Here is a 24,531-nt window from a genome sequence, read left to right as displayed (position 1 = left end):
CGGAGCCGAAGTAGCCGATCGCCCGGTACACGGCCTGGACCGGGTAGTCCACGATCTCCCCCGTACCGCGCACGTTGCCCGTGCCGTCCAGCTCCTGGCGCTCGAAGCGCAGCCCGGACACCCGCCCGTCCTCGCCCAGGACCTCGACCGGGTTGTGCAGGAAATGCAGGTGCAGGCGCCGCGAGGCCCCCGTGTCCTGCTCTTCCACGAGCCAGTTCGTGAGCGTGTTCACCATGGTCTTGACCTGGTTGTTCGTCTTGATCGCCTCGTCCGAGGCCGCGTCGAACTCGAAGTCCTCCGGGTAGAGCACGATGTCCACATCCCGCGAATGGCTCAGTTCCCGCAGCTCCAGCGGGGTGAACTTGATCTGCGCCGGACCGCGGCGGCCGAAGACGTGCACGTCCGTGACCGGGGAGGCCTTCAACCCCTCGTACACGTTCGCCGGGATCTCCGTGGAGAGCAGGTCATCCGCGTGCTTGGAGAGCACCCGGGCCACGTCCAGGGCCACGTTGCCGTTGCCGATCACCGCGACCTCGCGCGCCTGCAGTGGCCAGTGCCGGTCCACGTCCGGGTGCCCGTCGTACCAGGACACGAAGTCCGCGGCCCCGTAGGAGCCCTCGAGCTCGATCCCGGGGATGTTCAGGTCCGCGTCCCGGATCGCCCCGGTCGCGAAGACCACCGCGTCGTACATCGAGCGGATGTCGCTCAGCTGCAGGTCGCGCCCGTAGGTGACGTTGCCGAGGAAGCGGATGTCGCCGCGGTCCAGGACCTTGTGCAGGGCGTTGACGATGCCCTTGATGCGCGGGTGGTCAGGCGCCACCCCGTAGCGGATCAGCCCGTAGGGCGCCGGGTAGGCATCGAAGAGGTCGATGCTGACCTCGAACTCGCGCTCGGCCTTGGTCAGGATGTCGGCAGCGTAGACGCCCGCCGGGCCGGCGCCGATGATGGCGACGCGGAGCGGGCGGTTCTCGGCTGGGTGGGACACGGGGAATCCTTCCGGACAGGGGATCGCGGGCGCGCTAAATAGCGCACAACCACCTAGTCTAATTCGGGATCGCCCTGCGCCCTAACTTTCCCGGCGGAACGTGGCGGGCGCCACGACCGGGCAGGACCGGGCGGGAAGGCATCCTCGCGGGCACACCGGGGAAACACCACGGGGCGGGTGGCCCTCAGGCCGCCCGCCCCGTGGGCACCGCAACACCGCTCAGATGCTGTCGACGCGCGTCCCGACCTTGTTGCCGGTCTCCGCGGCGGTCACCTGGTTCTCGTCGAGGAGCTGACGGGCCTTGCGCACCAGCTCGAGGGTGTTGTTGGCGGCCGTGATCCAGGCCTTCTCCTTCTGGTCGTAGCCGTCGCGGTTCTGCTCGTCCTCCCAGTTGGTGGCGACGAAGTTCTGCTGCTGCTCGCGGTCGCCGATGATCGTCTCGATCCGGCCGGCGATGCGCAGGACGTCGGCCTCGATGCGGGCGGCTGCGCCGGCGTCGAAGGAGATCGTGTCCTTGTCCTTGCTCATGGTGTGTCCTTTCACTGCGGCCTCATGCGGCCGGTCTGCTCTGGTGGTCTCGTGCATCCGGGGTCCGGCATCGCGGCCCCGCGGGGGCGTGGGTCAGCGTCCGCCGAAGCTGAAGCCCGTGACCTCGGTGGCCGAGGCGACGGACTCCGCGGCGGAGCCGCCGGCTTCGAAGGCGTCGTCCATCGTGATGTATTCCTTGGCGATGTCGGCCTGTCCGCGGGAGATCGACGCCAGGGCGCCGATCAGGGCGTTCTGCACGCGGTTCGACTCGGCCATGAACGAGCGGAACTTGACCGCGCCGTTGCCGCTGAAGGTCTGCTCCAGGTCCTCGACGCCATCGATGAGCTCCTCGACCAGCTTCACGAGCTCCGCGCCGGAGTTCTCCGACTGGGTCGAGGCGTCGCCCATGGCGGGGACGTTCATCTTTCCCTTGAAAGTCATAGCTGCTTCCTTGCCTCTCGGTGTGGGCCGCCGGTGGGCCGGCCTGTTCCGCCGGCCCGGAGTCAGACCGTGGCGGCGGGGTTCGTGTATCTTCTGCAAGTGGACTTTCGCTTGCCGTGGTTCCATACAACGCCAGCGACGGGGAGCCGGTCAAGGCGGACGCATGGGGAGAACTCCCCATTCGGGCCGCCGCGGCACAGTTCTTGGATTAACTACTGACATGATGGGTTGCGGAAAGCCGCACACACGCCGAGGAAGGGGACGCCCATGGCCACGGAGTTCGACAGCCAGCTCATCGAGTCGGTCGCCGTGCGCCGCAACCGCGTGACGGACGCCCTGCTCTACGCCTCGAACCCCACCGAGCGCCGCTGGAAGGCCACGGCGAAGCAGTTCCTGTTCAGCGTCGTCGCGGCCGCCCTCATCGCGGCCATCTGCGTGGCCGTGGCCTTCGTCGGCAACATGATCGCCGAGCAGCAGCGCAAGAACAACGAGGAACGGGAACAGCAGCGCTCCGCCGTCGTCCTCGAAATCATCCAGCCCGCCGCCGCGTCCGTCCTCCCCCGCGAGGCCGGCGCCGCACCGCACGCCCCCGCCCGCATCGCCCAGCACCCGAGGGGAGCCTGAGACCTCCATGGCCCAGCCCTATACGCGCGTCACCCTGATCGGCCCGCACCGGCACGTCGACCTCCTCCTGCCCTCGCAGGCGGCCGTCGGCACGCTCATGCCGCAGATCCTGGACCTCCTGGGCGACCGCCCCGGCGAGCGCGTGGCGACCAAGATCCTGCTGACCGCCTCCGGCGAGCCGATCCCCTCGCAGGAGACCCTGGCCGGCGCCGGGGTCCTGGACGGGGAGCGCCTGACGCTCTTCAACAACGAGGACGCTCCCCCGCCGGCGGTCGTGTACGACATCGCCGACACGGTCGTCGAGCAGTCCGAGCGGGTCCGCGGCCCGTGGACGCGGGCGCACCTCGTGGCCGGTTCCGGCGTCTTCGCCGCGGCCGGGTTCCTCCTGGCGCTCGAGCTGCTGCTCGGCCGCTACCTGCCCGGGCAGCGGTGGTGGATCTCGCTCGCGGTCGGCGGCGCCGCGCTGGCGCTCGGGGCCGCCACCGCGCGCGCCGCACGCCCCGTGGCCTCGACCCTGCTCGGCACGGGCTGGGCCGCGGCCCTGCTCGGCCTGGCCCATTGGGACGCCGGCGTTCCGCTGCGCCTCCTGCTGGCCGCGGCGGCGACGGCCGTCCTGACGGCCGGCCTCGCCGCCGTCGCCCCCGATCCGCGGCCGCGCCTGACCGCCGCGGCCATCATGGCATCGCTCACGGGGGCGTGGGCGCTCGCGCTGCCGTTGGCCGCGTGGGCCGCGTCCGCGGACGGGATCGGGCAGGCGGCGGGGGTCGGCGGGATCGCGGCCGTCGCCTCGCTCCTCGTGCTCGGGCTGCTGCCGGGCATCGCGCTCGCCGCCTCCGGGCTCGCGCGGCTCGACGACCGCCGGGCCCAGGGCGACGCGATCCTCCGCCGCGACGCCGTCGGCGCGATCCAGGCCGCGCATGCCGGCCTGGCGCTCTCAACGGTGGCGGTCGCGGCCTCGATCGCGGCCGGGCTCTGGCTCGTCGCCACGGCCGGCGAACGCCCGGTCTGGACCTTCCCCCTCCTCGCGGTGCTCGTGCTCGCGACCCTGCTCCGCGCCCGCTCGTTCCCCCTGGCCCTGGAACGCTACGCCCTCTACGCCGCGGCCGGCTTCGGCGCCGCGGCCGGCGCGTGGACGCTCGCAGGGCTCAACCCGGACACGGCCTGGCTCGTCGGCCTGGGCGTGCTCGTGGCGGCGCTGCTGACCGGGCTCGGCCTCGTCGTCGTCCTCCCCGAACACACGCAGGCGCGGCTGAGGCAGCTCGCCGAACGCGTCGAGACGCTGGCCGTCCTCGCGTCGGTCCCCCTCGTCGTCGGCTACTTCGGCGTGTTCGCGAAGATGCTCGAGACGTTCTAGAGGCAAGGAAGAAGCGATGACCACGCCCCAGGATCCCTCCCGCCCGCCCGTCGACCCGTGGGCGCCGCAGCCCCAGGACGACCCCTGGGCGCCGGCCCCCGCCCCGCGCCGCGAGCGCCGCCGCCGCTCCGCAGGGCAGGGAACGACGCCGGGGCCCCGCCCGGGCGCGCCGTCCGCCTCCCCCGCGGCGTCCGGGTTCCCCACCGGGTTCGACGACGCCCGGGCGGACGACGGCGGCCTGGGCGCCGGTTCCGGTGCCCCCGGCGGGCTCGGGACGCCGCTCGACGGAGACAAGCTGCGCCTGGCCTCGCGCGCTGCCGGCTCCCGGCTGCTGCCGCGGGCGCTGAAGTCCATGTTCACGGCGGACACGACCGCCTCGGACCTCGTCGCACACGCCGCCCAGGCGCAGGCCCCCGTCACGACGGGACGGCGCATCGCCGTCGTCTCGACGCGCGGCGGCGCCGGCAAGACCACCGCGGCCGCCCTGCTGGGGCGCGTCTACGCGGCCGTCCGCCAGGACACGGCCGCCGTGCTCGACCTCGACCCGGGGCACGGGAGCCTGGCGCTGCGGCTCGGGACCACCGGCGGGGCGGCCGTCGACACGCTCGTCGAGCACGCCACGGGCGGCCGGCTGCCCACGGCCGCGGACCTCTCCGGGCTCCTCGCCCACGCCGCCCCGAACCTCGCCGCGAGCGGACCCCGCGGCGGACTGCTCGGCGGTGCGGCGACGCCGCCCGCGTCGCTGCGCGAGGCCTGTGCGGCCGTGTCCCGCTACTTCCCCGTCACCCTGCTCGACTGCCCGGCGGGCCTCGCCGCACCGGAGACGCAATCGGCGCTGGCCGACGGCCACGCCGCCGTCTTCGTCGTGCCCGCCACGCTGGCCGGGCTCGACAACGCGTTCACCCAGCTCGCCGCCTGGCGCCAGACACCGCAATTGGCGCGGATCCCGCTCAGCGTGCTCGTGCTGCAGGCGGACAAGGCCTCGCCCCTGCGGGCGCTGGACCAGGCCGGGCGGATCTCCCGGCTCGGCTTCGACGCCTTCGCGATCGGCTACGACGCCCACCTGGCCGGCGGTTCGCTCCTGTCCCTGCCGCTCCTCGCGCCGGAGCACCGCGCCGCCGCCGCGGCGCTCGCGGGACGGGTGCTGGAGCAGGCCAACGGGAGGCGCTGAGTCCATGGCGCAGAAGATCATCCACCGTCCCGCCCGCACGTCGCCGCCGCTGCGCGGCTTCCGGCCCTTCACGATCGACGGGCCGCCGGCCGTCGAGGGCGATCCGCCCGGGCTCAACCTCGCTTCGATCGTCCCGATGCTCGGCGGGGCCGTGTCCATGACCGTCATGATGACGTTCCGCAACTCGCCCTTCGCCGCGGTCGGGGCCATGATGATGATCCTCACCGTCGTCATCGCGGTCTTCATGATGTTCAGCCAGCGCGGCAAGCAGCAGAAGACGCGGTCCCAGCTGCGCGACAACTACATGCGCTACCTCGAACGCACGCGCGTCGCCCTGCGCGCCGACGAGCAGGAGGCCGTCCGCGTCGCCGGGATCTCCAGCCCGCCGCCGCAGGCCCTCTTCGACATCGTCCGCACGCCCATGCGGCTCTGGGAACGCCGGCGCGGCAATGAGGACTTCCTCGTGGTCCGGGTCGGCTCGGGAGAGCGCCCGTGCCGGGACATCGCCGTCGCCGACACCTCCGGCTCCACGCAGCAGCAGGACGCCTTTATGGCGGCCGAGGCCGAGATCCTGCGCCGCCGCTACGCCACGAGCCCCGAGCTTCCCCTCACGGTGCCGCTCGACAACGCCGGAAACGTCAGCGTCGTCGGCTCCCGCGGGTTCGTCCTCGCCGTCGCCCGCAACATCCTCGCTTCCGCGGCCGCGTTCCACTCGCCCGAGGACCTCGGGATCGCCCTGGCCGTCCCGGAGGACCGCCGCGGGGACTGGGAATGGGCGTCCTGGCTGCCGCACCTCGCGGACCAGGCCAACGTCGCCCCGACCGGCCCCGTCCGGCGCGTCGCGGCCGACATGAACGGTCTCGGCGACATCCTCGCCGCCGACCTGCTCCAGCGCGCCAAGATCGCGGTCGAGTCCCGCAAGATCGACGCCTCGCTCGGTCAGGTCCTCTCCCGGCTGCTCGTCGTCTCCGACTCCCACGGCGGCCAGGCCCAGGAGCTGCCCGTCGCCGACACCTCGATCGAGCCGGCCCGCATCGGCGTGAGCGTCCTGCACCTCGTCCACGAGCGCGGCCAGGAGCCCTCCGAGGTCTCCGTGCGGATCAGCGAGACCCCCACCGGCTTCGAGATCCAGAACTACCGCCGCGACCCGGTCAACCCGGAGACGACCTCCGGCGCCCTCGACGAGCTCTCCCCCGCCACCGCGGCGGCCCTGGCCCGCGAGCTCGCGCCGCTGCGCCTCTCCGCCGACTCCCTCGAGCACGGGGGCTCCGGCGAGGGCTCGCAGTCCTTCCTCGAGATGCTCGGCCTCTCCCCGAAGCTGGACCGCGCCGACATCGAACGCACGTGGCGCCCCCGCAACGAATCGGAGTTCCTGCGCGTCCCGCTCGGACCCGACGACCGCGGCAAGCCGACCGTGCTGGACCTGAAGGAATCCGCCCAGTTCGGCATGGGACCGCACGGGCTCTGCATCGGCGCGACCGGCTCCGGCAAGTCGGAGATGCTCCGCTCGCTCGTGTTCGGGCTCCTCGCCACCCACTCCCCCGACGTCCTGGCCATGGTGCTCGTGGACTTCAAGGGCGGCGCGACGTTCGCGCCGTTCGAAGGCGCCCCTCAGGTCACCGGCATCATCACGAACCTCTCCGACGACCTCTCGCTCGTCGAACGCGTCTACGCGAGCCTCAACGGCGAGATCCTGCGCCGCCAGGAGGTGCTCAAGGCCGCCGGCAACATCGCCAACATCACCGACTACCAGGTGCACCGCAACGAACGCCTGGCCCGCGGCGAGGAGATGGACCCGCTGCCCCACCTCGTGGTCATCATCGACGAATTCGGCGAGCTGCTCACCGCCCGGCCGGACTTCATCGACCTGTTCCTCTCGATCGGCCGGATCGGCCGCTCCATCGGCGTGCACCTGCTCCTGAGCAGCCAGCGCGTCGAGGGCGGCAAGCTGCGCGGCCTCGAGACCTACCTCTCCTACCGGATCGGCCTGCGCACGCTCTCCGAGGGCGAGTCGCGGACCGTCCTGGACACGGGAGACGCCTTCCACCTGCCGCCCGTGCCCGGCTACGGCTACCTCAAGGTGGACACGACCGTCTACACGCGCTTCAAGTCCGGATACGTCTCCGGCGCCCTCGAAGCCGAGGAGACGCCCGAGGAACGAGCCGCCGTGCAGGAGGCACCCGACGTCGTCCCCGTCCCGTTCTACGCCCTCGAGGCCGAGCCCGCGTCCGAAGGCGCCGCGCCGAAGCCCGCGAAGAACGCTCCCGCCCGCCGCACGACGGGCCCCACCGTGATGTCCACGCTCATGGACACGCTGCGCACCTTCCCGCGCTCCGTCCAGGAGATCTGGCTCCCGCCCCTGCCGGCCGCGCTCTCCCTCGACGCCGCCGTCGGCGCCGTCCACCCCGGCGAGCACGGGCTGCGGCTCGAGCACGGCGGGCGGCTGCGCGTGCCGATCGGCCTCCTCGACGACCCCGCCAAGCAGTGGCAGGGGCTGTGGGAGATCGACTTCACCGCCGGCGGCGGCAACCTCCTGGTGGTCGGCGGCCCGCAGTCCGGCCGCTCCACCGTACTGCGCACGCTCGTCGCCTCGATCGCCCTCACGCACACGCCGCAGGAGGCCGCCGTCTACTGCGTGGACCTGCTCGGCTCCGGCCTGCTGCCGCTCGGCGGGCTGCCCCACGTCGGCGGCACCGCGATCCGCACCAACCGCGAGGTCGTCCGCCGCACCGTCGAGGAGCTCGTCGGCATGCTCCTGGTCCGCGAGCGGATCTTCGAGCAGCACCAGATCGACTCGCTCACCACGATGCGGCGCCTGCACGCCGCGGGCCGCCTGCCCGAGCTGCCGAGCGCCGACGTCTTCCTCGTCATCGACGGCTACGGCCAGATCGCCGACGACTTCAACGAGATCCAGGACGGCGTCTACGCCCTCATCATGCGCGGCGGCGGCTACGGCATCCACGTCGTGACGACCCTGAACCGCATGGCCGAGGTCCGGATGGCCCAGCAGGGCTTCTTCGGGAACAAGATCGAGATGGCCCTCTCCGAGCCCTCCGACTCCACGATCGACCGCAAGGTCGCCGCCGGCGTCAGCCCCGAGGCCCCCGGGCGCGGCCTCTCCGATCGCAAGCTCATCGGCCACGTCGCCCTGCCCCGCATCGACGGGGCCTCCACCACCGAGGACATGTCGGAGGGCCTGCGGGAGCTCGTCGCCCAGGTCTCCGAATCCACGCGCGGCGAGGCCATGCGCGTGCGCGTCCTCCCCGGCGCGGTGGGCTTCGACGCCGCCCCACCCTCCCCCGCCCCGGGCGTCTTCCCCCTCGGCCTGCGCGAGGTCGACCTGGGCCCGCAGCTGCTGGACACGACGGCGAAGGAACGGCACCTGATCGTCCTCGGCGACGAGGAGAGCGGCAAGTCCAACATCCTGCGCAACTACATCGAGCTCATGGTCGGCCAGCACAGCGCCGACGACCTGCTCTTCGCGGTCTACGACCCGCGCAAGGGCCTCGACAACGTCGTCCCCGACGACTACCTCGGTGGCTACGCGGGCAGCGCCGCCGTCGCCGAGCAGCTCTCCGCCGCCCTCGTGAAGGAGCTCCAGCTGCGCACCACGGGCGGGGACGGGAAGGAGAAGCCCGGGACCGCGCGGCTCGTGATCGTGGTCGACGACTACGACATCCTCACGGCCTCCGGCGGTTCCCCCATGGGCCGCCTCACGAACTACCTGCCGATGGCCTCGGAGCTGAACCTCAACGTGCTCCTGACGCGCAAGGTCCGCGGTGCGAGCCGCGGGATGTACGAGTCGTTCTTCTCCACGCTGCGCGACTCCGGTTCCTCCGCGCTCATCATGTCCGGCGACCGCTCCGAGGGCGGGCTGATCAACAACATCCGCGCCCGCGCCCTGCCCCCCGGGCGCGGGCAGCTCGTGCAGGTCGGCAAGCCGCTGCAGACCATCCAGAGCTACCTCAACCGGGGCACGGAATAGCCGTCGTCGGGGCGGCGTTGTAGCCGGTATGCCCAGCCCCCTACCCGCCTCCGCGACGCCCTCCCCCGGGACCGCGGCCCCGGCGTCGTCCTCCCCCGGATCCCCGCGCGGCACGGGAGGCGACGCGGCCGCCGAACGCAGCGCGGGCCTGCTCTTCGGGCTCGGCGCCTACGGCCTCTGGGGGCTGCTGCCGCTGTACTTCCTGACGATCGCCACGGCCTCGCCCGCCGAGATCGTGGCCAACCGCGTCCTCTGGTCGCTCGTCTTCTGCGCCCTCCTGCTCACGCTCACGCGCGCCTGGGCGGACCTCGGCGTGCTGCTGCGCGACAAGGCGTCCATGCTGCGCCTGTCCGCGGCCGCCGTGCTGATCGCCGTGAACTGGCTGACCTACACCTTCGCTGTGCTGGGCGGGCACGCGGTCGAGGCCTCGCTCGGCTACTTCATCAACCCCCTGGTCTCCACCGCGCTCGGCGTGGTCCTGCTCAAGGAGCGGCTCAACCGGCTGCAGTGGACCGCGATGGGGTTCGGCCTCGCGGCCGTGCTCGTGCTGACGTTCGCGTACGGCTCCGTGCCCGTGATCGCCCTGGTGCTGGCCTTCTCGTTCGGGCTCTACGGCTTCGTGAAGAACCGCGTGGGCCGCACCGCGAGCGCCGTGACCGGCCTGACCGTCGAGACCCTGGTCCTGACCCTCCCGGCCCTCGGGTTCATGGCGTTCCTGCTCGCCCAGGGCGGCGCCACGCTCGTCAGCACGGGGCCCGCGCACTTCTGGCTCATGGCGGCCAGCGGCATCATCACGGCCGTGCCGCTGCTGTTCTTCGGCGCCGCGGCACGCCGGCTGCCCCTGACGCTCATCGGGACGCTGCAGTACCTCGCGCCCGTGCTGCAGTTCATCCTGGCCCTGACCGTCTTCGGCGAGCACATGCCGCTCGAGCGCTGGATCGGGTTCGGGCTCGTCTGGGTCGCGATCGTGCTGCTCACGGCCGACCTCGCCCGCCGGGCGGGCAGCGGGCGGGCGGAGCGCCGGGCGGCGAGGAAGCTCGCCGCTCCGGCGCCGCAGGCCTGACTACTCCCCGCGCGGCACGACCATCATGGGGACCGGGAGGGCGCGCAGCATCCGGTTGGCCGTGGCCCCGAGGAAGAGCCGGCGCTTCTGCGCGAGCCGGCTGGAGCCGATGACCACGAGGTCCGTGTCCTCCCAGTCGAGCTCCTGGATCGCCTCCTCGTCGTTGCGCCCCTGCCCCACGGTGATCTCCGTCGCGCCCCCCTCCGGGAGCGTCCTGGCGGCCTCGACGAGCACCGAGTTGGCGTGCTTGAGGGCCGCGTTGACGTCTTCGCCGTGGCGCGAGGCCGCGGCGTCGAGCGCCACGAGGGAGACGAGCCGCAGGGGGCGGTGGTGCTGGGCCGTCGAGGCGAGCGCCGTGCTCAGCACGGCCTCCCAGCCCTCGCGTTCCCCCACGCCGGCCGTGAGGCGGCTGAACGCGTTGGTGTTGCGGTAGCCGCGTGGGGCGAGCACCACGGGGACGGGGCTGGAGTGCAGGAGGGCGTTGGCGACGGAGCCGATCGTGAAACGGCCGAGGACTCCCGTCCGCGAGGCGCCGACGACGATCCGCGTGGAGCCGAACTCCTCGGCGGCGTCGATCAGGGCCGCGGCGGGCGAGTCCCCTCCCCGGACGTGGAAGCGCACCGGGACGTCGTCCGGAACGGTCTCCAGGACGGTGTTCTTGGCGTTGAGGGCGCGCTGCTCCCCGGATCCGACGCGGCTTCCACGGGCGTGCGCGGAGAGGGCGGGCGAGTCCGGCGGCACGACGTAGACGACGTCGAGGCCGGTCTTCAGGGTCCTGGCCCCGGCGATCCCCAGGGCGAGCGCCTCGGCGCCGCGGTCGTCCGGTCGGTAGCCAACAAGGTAACTCATGCGGTGGGCCTCCTGGGCGGCTGGGCGGCGGCTCCGTTGCCGCCGACGCTGGTGGTGGCTCAGACTTTACAGCCTGTTTCCCGCGGGCGCTCCCCCTCCAACGCACGACGCCGGGGCGCGCCCCCGGGGGTTGCTAGACGTGGGCGCGGATGGCCTGCTCGAGGACGTCGAAGGCGTCGGCGAGGAGCTCGTCGCCGATCACGAGCGGCGGCAACAGGCGCACGACGTTGCCGTAGGTGCCGCACGTGAGGATCAGGACGCCCTGCGCGAGGCAGTCGGCGGCGATCTTCCTGGTCGCGTCGGCGTCCGGCTCGGTCCCTCCGGCCTTGACGAACTCGAGGGCCAGCATGGCGCCGCGCCCGCGCACCTCGCCGAGCCCGGCCAGCTCCTCCTGCAGGGGACGGAAGCGCGCGTAGAACGCGTCCTCGATCTCGCGGGCGCGCCCGGCGAGGTCCTGCGCCGCCATGAAGTCGATCGCGGCGAGCGCGCCGGCGACCGCGACGGGGTTGCCGCCGTAGGTGCCGCCGAGGCCGCCCGGGTGGACGGCGTCGAGCAGCTCGGCGCGGCCCGTCACGGCGGAGAGTGGCATGCCGCCCGCGATGCCCTTGGCGAGCGTCATCAGGTCCGGCACCACGCCCTCGTGGTCCACCGCGAACCAGGCGCCCGTGCGGCAGAAGCCGGACTGGACCTCGTCGGCGATGAAGACGATCCCCTGCTCCTTCGCCCATTCGGCGATGCGGGGCAGGAAGCCGGCGGCCGGGACGATGAAGCCGCCCTCGCCCTGGATCGGCTCGATGATGATCGCGGCGATCTGGTCCCCGCCGATCTGCTTCTCCATCGACAGGATGGCGCGCTCGGCGGCCTCCTTGCCGGAGATCGAGGGGTTCTCCTCGCGGTACGGGTAGCTCATCGGCATCCGGTAGATCTCCGGGGCCGTCGGTCCCATGCCGCGCTTGTAGGGGGCGGCCTTGGCCGTGAGCCCCATGGTGAGGTTGGTCCGGCCGTGGTACGCGTGGTCGAACGCGACGACGGCGGTGCGGCCCGTCGCGAGGCGGGCGATCTTCACGGCGTTCTCGACGGCTTCCGCACCAGAGTTGAAGAGCACCGTCTTCTTCGCGTGGGTGCCCGGGGTCAGCTCGGCGATCTTCTCGGCGAGCTCCACGTAGCCCTCGTACGGGGTGACCATAAAGCACGTGTGGGTGAAGCGGGCGGCCTGCGCGGCGACGGCCGCGGCGACCTCCTGGTTGCCGGCGCCGACCGTCGTGACGGCGATGCCGGATCCGAGGTCGGTGAACGAGTTGCCGTCGACGTCGACGATCACGCCGCCGTCCGCGTCCGCGGCGTAGACGGGGGCCGTGGAGGCGACGCCGGCGGCGACGACCCGGGCGCGGCGTTCGGCGAGCGCCTGCGACTTCGGCCCGGGGAACGCCCCGTTGATGCTGCGCTTCTGCTCGAGGCGGTACTGGATGTCCACGACGGTTCCTCTCGGTGGGGGCGTATCTCCGGGCGGCGCGGCCGCCCTGGTTCTCCCGGCGACACTACTGCCCGCCCTGTGGCCGGCGCCACGGGGCGCCGCACAACGGAGCCCCGCGCCCGCGGTGCAGCTGCACAGCGGAGGCGGGGCCCCGGCGTCGTCCCCTGCGGCATCACCCTCCGGGGAATCGTCGTTTCGACCGAGCCTCGACAACCCTGCGCTGGAGAGTGATGCGTGGGGGTGGGGGTGGGCGGGCGGCTAGAGTTCCGGGGCGGTCTCCCCCGGCATGTCCTCGTCGACCTCGGGATGCCGCGAGAGGTTGTACAGGGCGACGCCGAGGCCGCCCCACAGCGTGAGCATGGAGACGATCATCATCGTGATGGCGATGCCGGTCATCGTGCTTCCTCCTGGTCCTCGGCGGCCCGGATGGCCTCGTATTCGGGATCGTGCTTGTCCTTGGAGCCGGAACCCCACGGGATCAGGGTCAGCAGGGCGGCGAGGACCAGGAGGCCGATCGACATGCCCCAGCCGAAGGTGTTCAGCATCCACGCCGGGTACCCCCCGTAGGGCGCCGAGACCTTCGCGATGATCTCGTTGACCAGGATGTAGGCGAGGACCACGGGCACCACGCCGGCGACGAGGACCATCCACGTCGTGCGCATCTTCACGGACGAGATCCGGTTCAGGTGCCCGGAGAGCATCGGCAGCCTGCGCAGCACCCATGCCACGACGACCACCGCGACGAGCGCCCCGGCCAGGATGCCGAACTGGTTCACGAACGCGTCGGAGATGTCCAGGACGAACAACCCCGTCGTGGTCGGGAAGAGGACCAGCGAGATCAGCGCGACCGGGACCGAGACGGCCAGCGACGCCTTCACGCGCGCCCAGCCGAGCTTGTCCTGGACCGCCGCCACGATGACCTCGAGGATCGAGATGAGCGAGGTCAGGCCCGCGAAGACGAGGGAGCCGAAGAACAGCACGCCAATGAGCGAGCCGAGCGGTGCCTGCGAGACGAGCGTCGGGAACGCGATGAAGGCCAGGCCGATGCCCGCGACCGCCGTGTCCTCGACCGTGCTGCCCGCCGTGAAGGCCATGAAGCCGATCGCGGCGAAGACGCCGATGCCGGCGAGGATCTCGAAGCCGGAGTTGGAGAACGCCACGACCATGCCGGAGCCCGTCAGGTCGGTCTTGCGCTTGAGGTAGGAGGAGTAGGTGATCATGATGCCGAAGGCCACGGAGAGGGAGAAGAAGATGTGTCCGTAGGCCGCGGCCCACACGCCCGGATGCGCCAGCGCCTCCCAGTCCGGCGTGAAGAAGGCGTTGAGCCCGTCCATCGCGCCCGGAAGGGTGAGCGAGGTGGCCACGAGGACCAGGAACATCACGAGCAGCATCGGCATGAAGATCACGTTGGCGCGGGAGATGCCCTTGCGCACGCCGGCAACCATGATGACGATCGCCAGGATCCACACGGCGAGCAGCGGATAGACGACGCCGGGGACGAAGTCGAAGCCGAACGCGGGCTCCTCCGGGGCCTGCAGGTACTCGCCGATGAAGAACGCCTCGGCGTCGTCGCCCCACGCCTTCGTCACCGAGAACCACGTGTACATCGCCGCCCAGCCGATGATCACGGCGTAGTAGACGGCGATCACGAAGCAGACGAGGACCTGCCACCAGCCCAGGACCTCGGCGCCGCGGTTGAGCCGGCGGTAGGCCAGCGGGGCGGAGCCGCGGAACTTGTGGCCCACGGCGTAGTCCAGGAAGAGGAGCGGGATGCCCGCGGAGAGCAGGGCCGCGAGATACGGGATCAGGAACGCCCCGCCGCCGTTCTCGTAGGCGACGTAGGGGAAGCGCCAGATGTTCCCGAGTCCCACGGCGGAGCCGATGGCGGAGATGATGAAGAGTTTGCGCGAGGAGAAGGTCTCACGGGCCGGGCCGGTCTTTCCGCCGGTCGTCCCTTGTGGTGCGGTGCTCATGACCCCACACGGTAGCCCTGTGTAGGGCTTGTCACAACGACGGCGGGCCGGTGCCGTCACAATGCCCTATCGGTTCATTGCAGATGGGGCGGATGCACAAGCGGCGCCCTACGATGGCCCCATGCCCCTGACCCTGCACCGCCTCCTCGCAGCGCCCGGCCTCGGGCTCCGCGCCCTCACGGACCCGGGCGCCCGCGGCGGCGACGCCGTCCAGTGGGCCGCCGTGACCGAGCTCGAGGACCCCACCCCCTTCCTCGGCGGCGGCGAGGTGCTGCTCACCACGGGCCTGCGCCAACGCACCGCGGCCGCCCAGGAGGCGTTCGTCGACCGCATCGCCGCGGCCGGCGTCCTGGCCCTCGGCTACGGGACCGGGCTGACGCACGCGAAGGTCCCGCCCGGCGTCGTCCGGCGCGCGGCCGGGCACGGCCTGCCGGTGTTCGAGGTCCCGTACGCGACCCCGTTCGTGGCGATCACGCGGATGGTCGCCGAGGCGCTCGCCGCGGACCACGTGGGCCGCGTCGAGCGGCTGCTGCGCGACCACCAGCAGTTCGCCGCGGCCCTCCTCGGCGGCGGCCTCGACGCGCTCCTCGGCGCCCTGGCGGAGCGGATCGGCACCCCGCCCGCCCTCGACCTGCACGGCGCCCGCATCCACGGGCCCGGCCGCGCGCCGGAACCGCCCGGGCCCGGCTGGCTGCCCCTGCCGATCGCGACCGGGCTGCCCGACCGCTGCACGCTCTGGATCCCGGACGACGGGGCCGGCGAGGGGCCGCTCGGCTACGCCCGCTCCCTCATCGGCCTCGAGCTCGCCAACCGGGCGCGGCTGCGCGAGTCGCGGCGCGAGGCCGCCGGGCAGGTCCTCGCGGACCTCGTCCACGCGGGCACGGGGGCGCGCGGGAGCGGGAGCGGGGACGCCGAGCTGCGCCTGCAGTCCGTCGGGGTCGCCGCGGCGGGGCGCCACGCCGTCGTCCTCGTCGAGGCGGCCGAGGCCCGCGCCCTGCGCACCCTGCCGCTGCCACCCGGGCTCGGGCCCGCCGTCGGGGCCCTCATCGACGGCCGGCTCGCCGTGCTCCTGGAAGCGGACGACGCCGGGGCCGCCGCGGCCGCGACCGCCGCCTACCTCGACGGGGCCGGGATCGCCGCGCGGGTCGGATACGGGGGCGGGTACGGGCAGGCGTCGGGCCTGCGCTGGAGCTACTTCGAGGCCGCCGAGGCGCTGCGCCACGGGGAGCGGCTCAACCGACCCTCCCGCTTGTCCCTGACGTCGCTGCTGCTCTCGGCGCGCGACGTCCCGATCCACGACCTCGCCGCGGAGGCCATCGGGCCGCTCGAGCGCTTCGACGCCGAACACGGGGCCGGACTCGTCGAGACCCTCACGGGCTACCTCGAGGCCAACGGCAGCGTCGGCGCCGTCGCCGCGGCGCTCGGACTGCACCGCAACACCGTCCGCTACCGGATCCAGCAGATCGCCGAGCTCAGCGGCTACGACCCGACCCAGACCGCGGACCGCGTGCAGCTCTGGCTCGCCCTGTCCGCCCGGGAGCTCTCGTGAACGCCCCCGCCGGCCTCCTGGGCTTCGCCGGGCCCGCGGTGTTCCCCGGCCTCGCGGCCCTGCCCGACATCGGCGGCCTCGCCTTGTGGCTGGACCTGATCGGGATCTTCGCGTTCGCCGTGTCCGGCTCGCTGCTCGCGGCGCGCAAGGGCTTCGACATAATCGGCTCGCTCGTGCTCGCCAACCTCGCCGGGCTCGGCGGCGGGGTGGTGCGCGACCTCGTGATCGGCCAGGGCGTGCCGACGTCGTTCACGTCGATCGTGTACCTCGCACCGCCCCTGCTCGCCGCGGCCGCCGTGTACCTGGTCTCCTCGCGGCTGAACCGGATCAACCGCTGGATCCTGCACTTCGACGCGGCCGGACTGGCCCTGTTCTGCATCACCGGCACCGAGAAGGCCCTGGCGGCCGGGCTGCCGCCCGTCTCCGCGGCGCTGCTCGGCGTCGCCACCGCATGCGGCGGCGGACTCCTGCGCGACGTCGCCGCCAACGAGGTCCCGCGGCTGTTCGACCACCGCGACATCTACGCCCTGCCGGCCTTCCTCGGGGCCGGGCTGACCGCCTTGGCGGGCACGCTGGGAGTGCTCACCCCAGGCACGGGGGTGGGCATCGGCGTCGTCGTGTACGCCCTGCGCGCCCTGGCCATGCGCTACCGCTGGCGTGCCCCGCTCGCCGCCCGCGGGTGGGCGCGTCCGGGGAGGTCCCGGGACGGCTAGGATTTGAGGCATGGCTGAGATGTTCCTGGAGAAGTTCCGTTCGCTGGTCCCGCAATACCTCGACGACGCGTGGGTCCCCGAGGACGGCCTCACCGGGGAGGAGCTCGACGAGGCGCTCGACGACGCCGGCGTCGACATCCCGCAGGCGCTGCGCGAGTTCTACCTGGCGCTCGGCGGCTGCGAGGACCTCATGGAGGCCTACTACTACTTCTGGGACCCCGAGGAGCTCGAGGTCGAGGACGGCTACCTGCTGTTCATGGAGGACGAGGACGAGAACTTCGTCTGGGGCATCCGCGAGGACCAGGTCGACGTCCCCGACCCCATCGTCCACCGGCGGCACAACGCGCGCGGGACGTGGAAGAGCGAGGAGGGGACGTTCAGCGAGTACGTGCTGGACATGTTCTCGTGGGTCTTCGAGGAACTCGAGCCCGAACTCGGGGACTGACGCGTGGCCGGGGCGCCGGGCGGGCCGCCGCACCCCGCCGCGGGAGGGTGGCCGAGCCACGCGCCCGCGGCGTACGACTGCCCGTTCTGCGAGCTGCTCGCGGGCGGGATCCGCTCGGCGTCGAACCTCTGCGAGCCCGGGGACCTCGTCTACCGTGACGGGGAGGTCGCCGTCATCATGGCGTGCGACGGCTTCGGGGCCCACGGAGGCCACGCGATGGTGATCCCGGTGGCGCATCTGGAGACGCTCTACGAGCTGCCCGATTCCGTTGCCTCGGCGATCATGCTCGCGACGCGGCGCGTGGCCGTGGCGATGAAGCTGGCCTGGAATCCGGACGGGACCTCGACCCGGCAGCATAACGAGCCGGCCGGCAACCAGCACGTGTGGCACTACCACCAGCACGTCTTCCCGCGCTACCACGGCGACGAGCTCTACCGCCAGTTGCGGCACCGCGTTCCGGTGGAGGTGCGGGCGCGCAAGGCGGACGAGCTCCGAGAGGCCCTCGCCCGCATCCCCTCACCCCCAGCGCACTTTTAGCTTCAAACATCTGCCCGGGCGCAGGTCAGGGGCCTTTAGCCCGGGCTAAACCGCGCGGGAACGCCGAAAGGTGCGCGACTTCGCCGCGCCCGCGACCAGCCCCTCACCACCGGCCCCGGACCGGGCCAGGCGCCGCCGTCGTCCACAGGCCCGGTGGTTCCGGGAGTCCGGCAGGGCACCACGGGCCACGCTGGACGCATGCTCAAACGCCCCAGCCTCCTGACGGTCCTGGGCGCCCGCGGCGGCGCGTCCCGGATCTCCGAACTCGTCAAGGCCGGGATCGAGCGCGCCGACATCGCGGCCGCCCTCGCCGCCGGCCTGGTCGACAAGCCGCGGCGCGGCGTCGTCGCCCTCCCCGGCATGGACCCGCACCGGATCGCGCTCCTGGCCGGCGGCTGCCTACTCGACTGCGTCTCGGCCGCCGCGGACCACGGGCTCTGGGTCCTGCGCGAGCCGGACGTGCCCCACGTCTGGTCGGCCCGCGGACGCTTCCCCGACGGCGTCCGCGGCCATCGCGCGGCCCTGCGCGTCCCGCCGTCGTCCTCCCGCCGCGTCTCCGTGCACGACGCCGTGCTGCACGCCCTGCGCTGCCTGCCGCCGCTCGAGGCGCTCGTCGTCGCGGAGTCGGCCGTCGCGCTGGGCAAGGTGCCCCGGCCGTGGCTGGAGGCCCAGCTCCCGGGGAAACGCAACGGCAGGGCCCGCGGGATCGTCGAACGGATCACGCCCGCCTCGGGGTCGCCGCTGGAGACCGTCGCCCGCGAGGTGCTGCTGGCCGCGGGGTTCCGCGTCGAGGTGCAGGCGTCGGTCGCGGGCGTGGGATACGTCGACCTGCTCGTCGAGGGGCGGGTCATCGTCGAGCTGGACGGCTTCGCCTTCCATGCCCTCGACCGGGCCGCGTTCCGCAACGACCGGCGGCGGAACAACGCGGCGATGGCCTCGGGGCTGCCGACCCTGCGCTTCACCTACGAGGACGTGCTGGACGATCCGGCCGGCCTCGTGGCCGCGGTGCTGGCGTGCCTCCGTGCGGCGCGCTGAACGTTGCCGCGCACCTTTCGGCGTTCCTGCGCACGTTTCGCGCGCCGGGAGCGCCCTGACGTGGGCGCCGGCGATCACGTGAAGCCTAAAGTGCGCTGGGGAGGGGACGACGGCGGGGCACGGCTAGGCTTCGCGCGTCACCACGGCGTCGGCGAAGGCCGCGAGCGAGGCCTTGACGGGCCCGTCCGGCACGGGATCGAGCGCGGCGCGGGCGGCGTCGGACCACTCGCGGGCGACGGCCCAGGCGCGGTTGGTCACGGGGTGCGCCGCGAGCGCCGCGACCGCCTCCGCGAGCGCCTCGTCCGAGGCGAGGTCGCCGTCGACGAGCTCGAGCACCGCCGCCGCGGAGGCGTCCCCGCGCTCGGCGTCGGCCCGCAGGAGCAACACGGGAAGCGTCGGCACGCCCTCGCGCAGGTCGGTGCCCGGCGTCTTGCCCGAGCGCACCTGCGCGCCGGTGACGTCGATGACGTCGTCGGCCAGCTGGAACGCGACGCCGACCTTCTCGCCGTAGTCCCGCAGGACCTCGCGCAGCTCCGGCGCGCCGCCGAAGAGGGCGCCGAAGACGCCGGCTGTGGCCAGGAGCGAGGCGGTCTTGTCGGCGATGACCTGCAGGTAGTGCTCCACGGGGTCGTTGCCGTCGCGCGGGCCGATGGTCTCCTGCAGCTGGCCCAGGCAGAGCCGCTCGAAGGTGCGCGACTGGATCCGCACGGCCTCCGGGCCCAGCTCGGCCCCGATGATGGAGGCCCGCGCGAAGATCAGGTCCCCGGCGAGGATGGCCACGGAATTGCCCCAGACCTCGTGGGCCGTGGGCGCCCCACGGCGGTAGGGCGCGGAGTCCATGACGTCGTCGTGGTAGAGCGTCGCCAGGTGGGTCAGTTCGCACACGGCGGCGGCCTTGACGACCTCGGGCGTGACGCCGTCGCCGAGGAGGGAGGCGAGGATGACCAAGAGCGGTCGGATCCGCTTGCCGCCGGCCTCGACGAGGTGGCGGCTCGTGGCGTCGATGAGCGGATCGGAGTTCGCGACGGCGTCGCGGAGGAGCTTCTCGACGCGGGCCATGCCCTCGGAGATCGCCGGGCCGAACGCAGGGTCCTCGGCGACGGCGCGGAAGCCGGGCGGCAGCTTGATGCCGGCGGCCAGCGCCGCGGTCTCGAGGTTCAGGTCGACCGACTCCGGCACTCCGTGGCCTGCGGTGGTCCAGTTGCTCTGCGATTCAGTCACGGTGTCGGCTTACTTGTCGTCGGGGGCTCTCGGTGGCCTCGTGGCGCCTTCTGATTGCTGGTGGGAGGGGCCAGGCGTTCCAGTACATGGATCACTCTATCCTCAAACCCGCGGCCGTCTTCGTCCGTCAGATTGGCCAGCATCCGCACCACGAAGCGCATCAGGACGGGCACGCTCATGCCAGTGCGGAGGGCGAGCTTCATGATGGCGGGGTTGCCGATGAGGCGGGCGAAGACGCGTCCGAGCGTGAAGTGGCTCCCCCACTTTCCGCGTACGAGCGCCGCGTAGGAGGCGTAGAGCTCGTCGCGGGCGGCCTGCGTGGTGCCGCGGTTGCCGGAGTGCGCCTCGGCGATGAGCTCGGCGGCGTAGCGCGCGGACTCCATCGCGTAGCTGATGCCTTCGCCGTTGAAGGGCGAGACCATGCCGGCGGCGTCGCCGAGCAGGAGCAGGCCGGGCGAGTAGTGCGGGGTGCGGTTGAAGCCCATGGGCAGGGCGGCGCCGCGGATCTGCCCGACCTGGTTCTCCTCGGTGAAGCCCCATTCGGCGGGCATGCCGGCGGTCCAGTCGCGCAGGACCTGCCGGTAGTCGAGCTTGCCGAATTGCTGGGAGGAGTTCAGGATGCCCAGTCCCACGTTGGACGTTCCGTCGCCGACGCCGAAGACCCAGCCGTAGCCGGGCAGCGGGTTGCCGTTGCGGTCGGGCAGCTCGAGCCAGCCCTCCATCCAGTCGTCCTCGTGGCGCGGGGAGGTGAAGTAGGTGCGGTAGGCGACGCCGAGCGGGCGGTCGTCCCGCTTCTCGTAGCCGAGGCTGAGCGCGGTGCGCGTCGAATTGCCGTCGGCGGCGAGGACGACGTCGGCGTGGAAGTCCCGCGTCTGGCCCGTCTTCCGGCCGCGTTCGTCGAGCACCGCAGCGCGGGCCCCGGTGACCCGTCCGGTGGCGTCGCGGAGGGCCTCGGTGACGGAGTGTCGCTCGAGGAGCGTGGCGCCGCCGGCCTCGGCGTGCCGGGCGAGGGCCTCGTCGAAGCCGTAGCGGGTGCGGATGAGCCCGTAGTCGGGGAAGTCGCCGAGCTCGGGCCACGGCAGTTCGAGCGTGCGGCCACCGGCGACGAGCCGCAGGCCGCGGTTGCGCCGCCACCCGTCGGCGGGCTCGTGGGGCAGGCCGAGGAGCCGCATTTCGCGGACGGCGCGGGGCGTGAGCCCGTCGCCGCAGACCTTTTCCCGGGGGAAGGCGGTCTTCTCGAGGACGGTGACCTCGATCCCGGTCTGGGCGAGGTGGCGTGCGGCGGTGCACCCGGCGGGGCCCGCGCCGACAATCAGGACAGACACGTCAGTCGTTCAACTCCGGTCAGTGGACGCGGCGCGAGGCGTTGCGGCGCAGGTAGGCGGAGGCCTGTTCGCGGCGCTCGGCGTCGGCGCCCGCATCGAGGGGCTTGACGGCGCGGTGCACGGCGACGATGCCTCCGGACAGGTTGCGGTACCGGCACTCGTCCCAGCCGGCCTCGTCGATCCACGCGGCGAGGTGGTCCTGGTCCGGCCAGGCGCGGATGGACTCGGCGAGGTAGACGTAGGCGGCGGGGTTGGAGGCGACCTTGGTCGCGATCGTCGGCAGGGCGCGCATGAGGTACTCGGTGTAGACGGTGCGCCAGGGGGCGAAGGTCGGGTGGGAGAACTCGGCGATCACGAGCGTCCCGCCGGGCTTGGTCACGCGGAGCATCTCGCGCAGGGCCTGCTGCGGGTCGTTGACGTTGCGCAGGCCGAAGCTGATGGTCGCGGCGTCGAACGTCTCGTCCGCGAAGGGCAGGGCGGTCGCGTCCCCGGCGACGAAGTCGATGTCGGGGCGGCGGCGCTTGCCAACCTGCAGCATGCCGAGGGAGAAGTCGCAGGCGACGACGTGCACGCCGGCGTCGGCGTAGGGCTCGGACGAGGTCCCGGTGCCGGCCGCGAGGTCGAGCACCTTCTGTCCGGGCTCGGCCCCGACGGCGTCCACCACGATCCGCCTCCAGCGGCGGGTCTGCCCGACCGACAGGATGTCGTTGACGACGTCGTAGCGTGGCGCGACGTCGTCGAACATGGCTTGGACTTCTTCGGGGCGCTTCTGCAGCGATGCTCGGCTCACGCCTGCCATTGTCTCAAACTCCTGCCCCGACGGGAAAAGCCCCTCCGCCGCGGAGTAGGCTGGTGGCACCATGACGACTGATTTCCCGGGTCCTCCCCTGCCGTCGGCCCTGCCTGCGACGGCGCCGCCGGTCGCCGTCCCGACGTTGCGGAGCCTCACGTTCCGCCGCCCCGCGATGGCCGATCACGGTCTCCTGGACTACGTGGTCCGGGACGATTCCCTGGTCTGGGGCCGCCGCGGTGACGGGATGGTGGGCTTCGGCGAGGCGGCCCGCTTCACGTCCTCCGGGCCGGAGCGCTTCGCGCGGGCCCGCGCCTGGTGGGCAGCCGCCTCCGCCGCCGCCTCCGTCGAGGACGGACTCGGCCTCCCGGGCGCGGGTCCCGTGGCCTTCGCCTCCTTCGCCTTCTCCTTCACGAGCTCGCGCGCCTCGCGGCTCGTGGTTCCCGAGATCGTCGTCGGCCGCCGGGACGATGTGAGCTGGCTGACCCTGACGACGGCGGACGCGGACGCCGAGCTGTCCGTCCAGGCCGCCGAGGAGCGCCTCGCGGTGCTGCTCGACGACGTCTCCGAGGAGCGCGAGTTCTCCTCCGGCGGCGGGCGGCTCGTGCCGGGCCAGGTCTCGGAGGCGGCATACAAGGAGCACGTGGCGGCGGGCGTCGCGGCGATCGCCGCGGGGCGGCTGACCAAGCTCGTCCTGGCCCGTGACGCGGTGGCGGAGCTCGACGCGCCGATCGCCGTGGCCCAGGTGCTGCGCGAGCTGGCGCTGCGCTACGCGGACTGCTGGACGTATTCGGTGGACGGCGTCATCGGGTCGACGCCGGAGATGCTGGTCAAGGTGGAGGGCGACACGGCCCGCGCGCGCGTGCTGGCCGGGACGCTGGACCGGGCGGGCGCGCCGGCGGACCCGGGCTACGCGCTCCGGATGCTGGCCGGGGACGAGAAGCAGCGCCACGAGCACCGGCTCGCGATCGATTCACTGACGGCGCAGCTCGGCCCGCTTGTGGACGGCATGGACGCCCCGGTCGAGCCGTTCGTCCTCCAGCTGCCGAACGTCTGGCACCTGGCTTCCGACGTCGAGGCGCACTTGCGCCGGGACGACGCCGGGGCCTCGCCGTCGGCGCTCGACCTCGCCGAGGTGCTGCATCCGACTGCGGCGGTGTGCGGGACGCCCACGAAGGCCGCGGGGGCGCTGATCCGGGAGCTCGAGGGCATGGACCGCGGCCCCTACGCCGGTCCCGTGGGATGGGTCGACGCGCGCGGCAACGGCGAGTTCGGGATCGCCCTGCGCGGTGGCGTGGTCGAGGACCCGAGGACCGTGCGCCTGTACGCGGGCTGCGGCGTCGTGGAGGCCTCGGACCCGGACGCCGAGCTCGCCGAGTCGTGGGCGAAGATGCGCCCGATGCGGGAGGCCCTCGACCTCTGAGCTCCGCGGCCGGTCCGGACGCGGGCCCGGGCCGTCGTGAAACAGTTGTTTACTATTAGACCACCCCTGTAGCCTGTGACGAACATCTCAAGCGGGTGCTGCGCACCGGCTAGAATTGCCCTGCTGTTACAGCCTTGATCCGTTCCATCCCCACGAAGGACAGACGATTTCCATGCAGATCACTCCCCGCTTCACCCGGGCCCTGGCCGTCGCCGCCATCGCCGGCCTCTCCCTGACGGCTTGCGGCGGAGGCGCCGACGAGCCGGCCGCGACCGGCGAGGGCGGCGTCACGCTCCTGAACGCCGGCAAGCTCACCGTGTGCTCGGACATCCCCTACGAGCCGTTCGAGTTCGTCCGCGCCGGCGAGAACGTCGGCTTCGACATGGACATCATCGCCGAGGTCGCCAAGGACCTCGACGCCGAGCTCGACGTCATCGACGACTCCTTCGAGGGCATCCAGTCCGGCCTCTCGCTGAGCAAGTGCGACCTCTCCATCTCCTCGATCTCGATCACCGAGGAGCGCAAGGCCAACATGGACTTCTCCGATCCCTACATGGACGACGACCTGACCCTCATCGCCAAGGACGGCTCCGGCATCACCGACCTCGAGTCCGCCAAGGGCAAGAAGGTCGGTGTCCAGTCCGCCACGACGGGCGCCAAGCACGCCGCGGACAACGGGCTCGACGCCGTGCAGTTCGAGGACGCGGGCCTGCAGGTCCAGGCCCTCAAGGCCGGGACCGTCGACGCCGTCCTGGGCAACGCCTCCGTCCTGGCCTACCAGATCAAGGACGACGCCCAGTTCCAGCGCGTCGAGGACTTCGCCACGGGCGAGCAGCTCGGCATTTCCATCAAGAAGGGCAACACGGCCCTGCTGGAGTCCGTGAACGCGACCCTGGCGCGCATCACGGACGACGGCACGCTCGAGGAGTTCAGCACCACCTGGTTCGGCGAGACCACCGAGTAGTCCCGACCACCGGCGCCGCCCGGCACCCGCGGGTGCCGGGCGGCGCGAAAACCCCGCCCCAAAAGAAACCGACCCGCACCGG

22 protein-coding genes are annotated in these 24,531 nt (G+C 72.5%); 12 read left to right on the top strand and 10 right to left on the bottom strand.

Features of this window, described 5'->3' with window-relative positions; translation table 11 throughout:
• From ACQ3I4_RS05800 to ACQ3I4_RS05790, 3 genes are all read right to left on the bottom strand, one after another.
• Positions 1-985 (bottom strand): FAD-dependent oxidoreductase (locus tag ACQ3I4_RS05800; RefSeq protein ID WP_329861520.1); only part of this gene is annotated, 985 nt, incomplete at its 3' end.
• Between the two features lie 219 nt (positions 986-1,204).
• Positions 1,205-1,513 carry a hypothetical protein gene (locus ACQ3I4_RS05795; RefSeq protein WP_329861521.1) on the bottom strand — a complete coding sequence of 103 codons (309 nt, stop codon included), beginning with the start codon at positions 1,511-1,513 and terminating at the stop codon, positions 1,205-1,207.
• Between the two features lie 93 nt (positions 1,514-1,606).
• Positions 1,607-1,954 carry a WXG100 family type VII secretion target gene (locus tag ACQ3I4_RS05790; protein ID WP_329861523.1) on the bottom strand — a complete coding sequence of 116 codons (348 nt, stop codon included), beginning with the start codon at positions 1,952-1,954 and terminating at the stop codon, positions 1,607-1,609.
• A gap of 267 nt (positions 1,955-2,221) precedes the next feature.
• Here ACQ3I4_RS05790 and ACQ3I4_RS05785 point away from each other — a divergent pair, with 267 nt between their 5' ends.
• Genes ACQ3I4_RS05785 through rarD form a run of 5 tightly spaced genes read left to right on the top strand, consistent with a single transcriptional unit; the run spans position 2,222 to position 10,151 of the window.
• Entirely contained in the window at positions 2,222-2,578 is a 357-nt protein-coding gene (locus ACQ3I4_RS05785; RefSeq protein WP_430633059.1) for a hypothetical protein, read from the top strand.
• Between the two features lie 7 nt (positions 2,579-2,585).
• Positions 2,586-3,932: a type VII secretion integral membrane protein EccD gene (eccD, locus tag ACQ3I4_RS05780; protein WP_430633058.1), complete on the top strand. Its 1,347-nt coding sequence runs from the start codon at positions 2,586-2,588 to the stop codon at positions 3,930-3,932.
• A gap of 16 nt (positions 3,933-3,948) precedes the next feature.
• A complete protein-coding gene (locus ACQ3I4_RS05775; RefSeq protein WP_430633057.1) occupies positions 3,949-5,103 on the top strand; it encodes a hypothetical protein in 1,155 nt (384 codons plus the stop codon).
• Positions 5,104-5,107: 4 nt separating this feature from the next.
• Positions 5,108-9,088, top strand: a complete 3,981-nt coding sequence (gene eccCa / locus ACQ3I4_RS05770; protein WP_430633056.1) for a type VII secretion protein EccCa — start codon at positions 5,108-5,110, stop codon at positions 9,086-9,088.
• Positions 9,089-9,116: 28 nt separating this feature from the next.
• Entirely contained in the window at positions 9,117-10,151 is a 1,035-nt protein-coding gene (gene rarD / locus ACQ3I4_RS05765; RefSeq protein WP_430633055.1) for an EamA family transporter RarD, read from the top strand.
• Here rarD and ACQ3I4_RS05760 read toward each other — a convergent pair whose 3' ends face one another.
• From ACQ3I4_RS05760 to ACQ3I4_RS05745, 4 genes are all read right to left on the bottom strand, one after another.
• A complete protein-coding gene (locus tag ACQ3I4_RS05760) occupies positions 10,152-11,000 on the bottom strand; it encodes a universal stress protein (RefSeq protein WP_430633054.1) in 849 nt (282 codons plus the stop codon).
• A 133-nt stretch (positions 11,001-11,133) separates the two neighbouring features.
• A complete protein-coding gene (gene gabT / locus ACQ3I4_RS05755; protein ID WP_430633053.1) occupies positions 11,134-12,474 on the bottom strand; it encodes a 4-aminobutyrate--2-oxoglutarate transaminase in 1,341 nt (446 codons plus the stop codon).
• 258 nt (positions 12,475-12,732) lie between these two features.
• Positions 12,733-12,870 carry a methionine/alanine import family NSS transporter small subunit gene (locus ACQ3I4_RS05750; protein WP_329861538.1) on the bottom strand — a complete coding sequence of 46 codons (138 nt, stop codon included), beginning with the start codon at positions 12,868-12,870 and terminating at the stop codon, positions 12,733-12,735.
• Complete coding sequence (locus ACQ3I4_RS05745) at positions 12,867-14,447, bottom strand: sodium-dependent transporter (RefSeq protein WP_430633052.1); 1,581 nt, start codon at positions 14,445-14,447, stop codon at positions 12,867-12,869. Before ACQ3I4_RS05745 ends, ACQ3I4_RS05750 begins: the two co-directional genes overlap by 4 nt.
• 121 nt (positions 14,448-14,568) lie before the next feature.
• On the opposite strand from ACQ3I4_RS05745, the gene ACQ3I4_RS05740 reads away from it, so the two are divergent.
• From ACQ3I4_RS05740 to ACQ3I4_RS05720, 5 genes are all read left to right on the top strand, one after another.
• The gene (locus ACQ3I4_RS05740) at positions 14,569-15,996 is read left to right on the top strand and encodes a PucR family transcriptional regulator (RefSeq protein WP_329861541.1); all 1,428 of its coding nucleotides are present in this window, start codon (positions 14,569-14,571) and stop codon (positions 15,994-15,996) included.
• A gap of 59 nt (positions 15,997-16,055) precedes the next feature.
• Entirely contained in the window at positions 16,056-16,709 is a 654-nt protein-coding gene (locus ACQ3I4_RS05735) for a trimeric intracellular cation channel family protein (protein WP_430633068.1), read from the top strand.
• Positions 16,710-16,719: 10 nt separating this feature from the next.
• The gene (locus tag ACQ3I4_RS05730; RefSeq protein ID WP_329861542.1) at positions 16,720-17,154 is read left to right on the top strand and encodes a hypothetical protein; all 435 of its coding nucleotides are present in this window, start codon (positions 16,720-16,722) and stop codon (positions 17,152-17,154) included.
• 3 nt (positions 17,155-17,157) lie between these two features.
• A complete protein-coding gene (locus tag ACQ3I4_RS05725) occupies positions 17,158-17,691 on the top strand; it encodes an HIT family protein (protein WP_430633051.1) in 534 nt (177 codons plus the stop codon).
• Between the two features lie 198 nt (positions 17,692-17,889).
• Entirely contained in the window at positions 17,890-18,726 is an 837-nt protein-coding gene (locus ACQ3I4_RS05720; RefSeq protein ID WP_430633050.1) for an endonuclease domain-containing protein, read from the top strand.
• Positions 18,727-18,849: 123 nt separating this feature from the next.
• Here the strand turns inward: ACQ3I4_RS05720 and ACQ3I4_RS05715 are convergent, their stop codons facing one another.
• Genes ACQ3I4_RS05715 through ACQ3I4_RS05705 form a run of 3 tightly spaced genes read right to left on the bottom strand, consistent with a single transcriptional unit; the run spans position 18,850 to position 22,062 of the window.
• Positions 18,850-19,947 (bottom strand): polyprenyl synthetase family protein, encoded by a 1,098-nt coding sequence (locus tag ACQ3I4_RS05715; RefSeq protein ID WP_329861545.1) that lies wholly within the window; start codon positions 19,945-19,947, stop codon positions 18,850-18,852.
• The gene (locus ACQ3I4_RS05710) at positions 19,944-21,272 is read right to left on the bottom strand and encodes a geranylgeranyl reductase family protein (protein WP_430633049.1); all 1,329 of its coding nucleotides are present in this window, start codon (positions 21,270-21,272) and stop codon (positions 19,944-19,946) included. Before ACQ3I4_RS05710 ends, ACQ3I4_RS05715 begins: the two co-directional genes overlap by 4 nt.
• Before the next feature lie 19 nt (positions 21,273-21,291).
• The gene (locus ACQ3I4_RS05705; RefSeq protein ID WP_329861548.1) at positions 21,292-22,062 is read right to left on the bottom strand and encodes a demethylmenaquinone methyltransferase; all 771 of its coding nucleotides are present in this window, start codon (positions 22,060-22,062) and stop codon (positions 21,292-21,294) included.
• Positions 22,063-22,132: 70 nt separating this feature from the next.
• On the opposite strand from ACQ3I4_RS05705, the gene ACQ3I4_RS05700 reads away from it, so the two are divergent.
• Together ACQ3I4_RS05700 and ACQ3I4_RS05695 are read left to right on the top strand one after the other, a co-directional pair.
• Complete coding sequence (locus ACQ3I4_RS05700; RefSeq protein ID WP_329861549.1) at positions 22,133-23,485, top strand: isochorismate synthase; 1,353 nt, start codon at positions 22,133-22,135, stop codon at positions 23,483-23,485.
• A 172-nt stretch (positions 23,486-23,657) separates the two neighbouring features.
• The gene (locus ACQ3I4_RS05695) at positions 23,658-24,449 is read left to right on the top strand and encodes an ABC transporter substrate-binding protein (RefSeq protein ID WP_329861550.1); all 792 of its coding nucleotides are present in this window, start codon (positions 23,658-23,660) and stop codon (positions 24,447-24,449) included.
• The last annotated feature ends 82 nt before the right edge of the window (positions 24,450-24,531 follow it).

The organism is Zafaria sp. Z1313, assembly GCF_050563205.1.
Lineage (GTDB): Bacteria > Actinomycetota > Actinomycetes > Actinomycetales > Micrococcaceae > JAZDCJ01.
This window is presented reverse-complemented; position numbering and strand designations above follow the sequence as displayed.

Coding starts and splice junctions, on each gene's coding strand:
- eccD (WP_430633058.1), top strand. CDS start 2,586: ATGGCCCAGCCCTATACGCGCGTCACCCTGATCGGCCCGCACCGGCAC.
- ACQ3I4_RS05785 (WP_430633059.1), top strand. CDS start 2,222: ATGGCCACGGAGTTCGACAGCCAGCTCATCGAGTCGGTCGCCGTGCGC.
- ACQ3I4_RS05790 (WP_329861523.1), bottom strand. CDS start 1,954: ATGACTTTCAAGGGAAAGATGAACGTCCCCGCCATGGGCGACGCCTCG.
- ACQ3I4_RS05760 (WP_430633054.1), bottom strand. CDS start 11,000: ATGAGTTACCTTGTTGGCTACCGACCGGACGACCGCGGCGCCGAGGCG.
- ACQ3I4_RS05745 (WP_430633052.1), bottom strand. CDS start 14,447: ATGAGCACCGCACCACAAGGGACGACCGGCGGAAAGACCGGCCCGGCC.
- ACQ3I4_RS05740 (WP_329861541.1), top strand. CDS start 14,569: ATGCCCCTGACCCTGCACCGCCTCCTCGCAGCGCCCGGCCTCGGGCTC.
- rarD (WP_430633055.1), top strand. CDS start 9,117: ATGCCCAGCCCCCTACCCGCCTCCGCGACGCCCTCCCCCGGGACCGCG.
- ACQ3I4_RS05695 (WP_329861550.1), top strand. CDS start 23,658: ATGCAGATCACTCCCCGCTTCACCCGGGCCCTGGCCGTCGCCGCCATC.
- ACQ3I4_RS05750 (WP_329861538.1), bottom strand. CDS start 12,870: ATGACCGGCATCGCCATCACGATGATGATCGTCTCCATGCTCACGCTG.
- ACQ3I4_RS05700 (WP_329861549.1), top strand. CDS start 22,133: ATGACGACTGATTTCCCGGGTCCTCCCCTGCCGTCGGCCCTGCCTGCG.
- ACQ3I4_RS05730 (WP_329861542.1), top strand. CDS start 16,720: ATGGCTGAGATGTTCCTGGAGAAGTTCCGTTCGCTGGTCCCGCAATAC.
- ACQ3I4_RS05720 (WP_430633050.1), top strand. CDS start 17,890: ATGCTCAAACGCCCCAGCCTCCTGACGGTCCTGGGCGCCCGCGGCGGC.
- ACQ3I4_RS05775 (WP_430633057.1), top strand. CDS start 3,949: ATGACCACGCCCCAGGATCCCTCCCGCCCGCCCGTCGACCCGTGGGCG.
- ACQ3I4_RS05795 (WP_329861521.1), bottom strand. CDS start 1,513: ATGAGCAAGGACAAGGACACGATCTCCTTCGACGCCGGCGCAGCCGCC.
- eccCa (WP_430633056.1), top strand. CDS start 5,108: ATGGCGCAGAAGATCATCCACCGTCCCGCCCGCACGTCGCCGCCGCTG.